The 1864-nt window shown below is 31.6% G+C and carries 3 protein-coding genes; all 3 read right to left on the bottom strand.

Annotated features, from left to right (window positions below; genetic code table 11):
• Positions 1 to 32: 32 nt before the first annotated feature.
• The 3 genes from H8B04_RS16805 to H8B04_RS16795 are packed head-to-tail and all read right to left on the bottom strand — an operon-like array spanning position 33 to position 1698.
• Positions 33 to 899: a hypothetical protein gene (locus tag H8B04_RS16805; protein WP_190303064.1), complete on the bottom strand. Its 867-nt coding sequence runs from the start codon at positions 897 to 899 to the stop codon at positions 33 to 35.
• A 2-nt stretch (positions 900 to 901) separates the two neighbouring features.
• Positions 902 to 1444 carry a lipase family protein gene (locus H8B04_RS16800; RefSeq protein WP_190303063.1) on the bottom strand — a complete coding sequence of 181 codons (543 nt, stop codon included), beginning with the start codon at positions 1442 to 1444 and terminating at the stop codon, positions 902 to 904.
• 5 nt (positions 1445 to 1449) lie between these two features.
• Positions 1450 to 1698, bottom strand: coding sequence for a hypothetical protein (locus H8B04_RS16795; protein ID WP_190303062.1), 249 nt, complete (start codon positions 1696 to 1698; stop codon positions 1450 to 1452).
• Between the last annotated feature and the right edge of the window lie 166 nt (positions 1699 to 1864).

Here is a 1864-nt window from a genome sequence, read left to right as displayed (position 1 = left end):
GGATTAAAAATAATATCGTCAGGAACTGGCGATTACACGGGCGGAGACTCAAATAAGACTTTGGCAACAAAGCACAAGTCTGTGAAGCCCGAAGCCCATTTGTCTTTAGCAAATGGGTAGTTCACTATCTGTAGAGTAATATTCAGATTATAACCTATTTTGCTATTCTGTGAGTTAAACCAATTACTGTGATAATGCCAGATCGCAGACTGCAAAATTGGATTGAATTGGCAATCACGTAGTAGCTGCGCATAATAATTTATAAAATGCGTGAATTTTGTTAATCCCCATAAAATTTTATTTAATGTAATTGAATTTTGATTATTATCCACTCTAAAATTGTGTTTTGATTTAAGCAATTGATGGAAATCTTCCACAGTATATCGTCCTATAGAGCCACTATTGTACATCCAAAGTAATAATTGTATGTCATCATCTCGTTTTGAGAATTGATTTAGAATTAAGAATCTATCAAAAATTACTTTACCTTGGATATTGATGTTATTTTTGAAATATTCATCCACTTTTATCTGCTTAAGGATCAATTGTGGTAATACAGATGGATAGTTTTCTGTATAATATTTTTGCAGAGGTTTTGAATTTAAGATGAAATCAATTTCTTCTGTAATTTTAGGAGACAGCGGTGCGCTTATATAATCTGAAAAGAGTGCAACCTGTAATAAACTATAAAAGTCTATTAATTCATTAATATTTTCTCGTGCTTCTATTTCATTCGAATCAGAAACAGATTCTACGTGATGGTTTCGTAGTAAGTTATCTAACTTGCTTGAATCATTGTCTTCCAATAATTCAGCTATTATTTCAAATCCTTTCTCTGCTTTTGATTGATTACGATATTGTTTTAATAAAATATCTAAGTTTAGGGATTGTGCTTTCATAACTATGCATATAATGATTTGACAACTAAATGATAAGGTATTAAATATTGGCTATCAGGTTTGCATATGGCATGATGAGCTTTGTTTTCCACTAATAATGGAATAGAATCTTGTCCAAAGTGTTCGTTTCTAACGATTTCTTCTTCCTTGGACCAAATGATTTGGTCAGCTATCGTAAAGTTTCCTTGTTTTTTATCCAGTAGCTGCATTGAATCATGTAGCAGGTTTTGAATAATAAATGAATTTGGTTTTAAGTTCTCTAAAACTGGAAAGGATATAAGTCCTAATCCCGACAATATCGTTTCAATAGACGATAAACTTTCAAAAATAAGGTTTCTCATTTTAAAGCCATGATGGGCAGGAGCGAAAAGAATCATTTTGCAGGAATCTAACCATTCTTTGTGATCCCGTTTGGCTAATAATAACGCTTTGCGCAGAACTAATGCACCCAAAGAATGAGCGACGAGCACAATTTGCTCGTATTTAAACGATTCATTTATAAATGCTCTTTCAATACCCCATGCATTGGTGGAATTTTCTGTCAAATTGCTCAGCGAATTATATAAATTTTGAGAACTTTGGGCAGCGGGATTTTTAAGGCTATCATATCCATAAATAGAATATCAGCATTTTTGAAATCATTATTTAGACGTATGAAATCTGGAAATTCTCCCCAAGTATTAATTGATCTACCATTAAAACCATGTATAAAAATCACCAATGTCTGGGGATTATCAAGTGCGAAAAAAGCAATGGTATGGCTTCCTTCATCAATAAAAATAGGTGGTGTATGATTCATTTTATTGAAGTTTAAAGTCTGTTAGAATTGTTAATATTAAATTCACAAGTGTCCTAAATAAAAATTTTAGACATATAATATACCTCCTTATCTAGCTTCTAGATAAGTTTTCTGTTTTAAAGTCAAATTATACCCTCTATATTACTTTTAGAATAGTTTAAATTGC

It is taken from the genome of Sphingobacterium litopenaei (assembly GCF_014692495.1).
Lineage (GTDB): Bacteria > Bacteroidota > Bacteroidia > Sphingobacteriales > Sphingobacteriaceae > Sphingobacterium > Sphingobacterium litopenaei.
Note: the sequence above shows the minus strand (reverse complement) of the source record. Positions and strands in the feature narration are given on the sequence as shown.

What these genes read in the sequence shown, in the direction of transcription:
- H8B04_RS16805 (WP_190303064.1), bottom strand. Translation starts at nt 899, where the DNA reads ATGAAAGCACAATCCCTAAACTTAGATATTTTATTAAAACAATATCGT.
- H8B04_RS16795 (WP_190303062.1), bottom strand. Translation starts at nt 1,698, where the DNA reads ATGAATCATACACCACCTATTTTTATTGATGAAGGAAGCCATACCATT.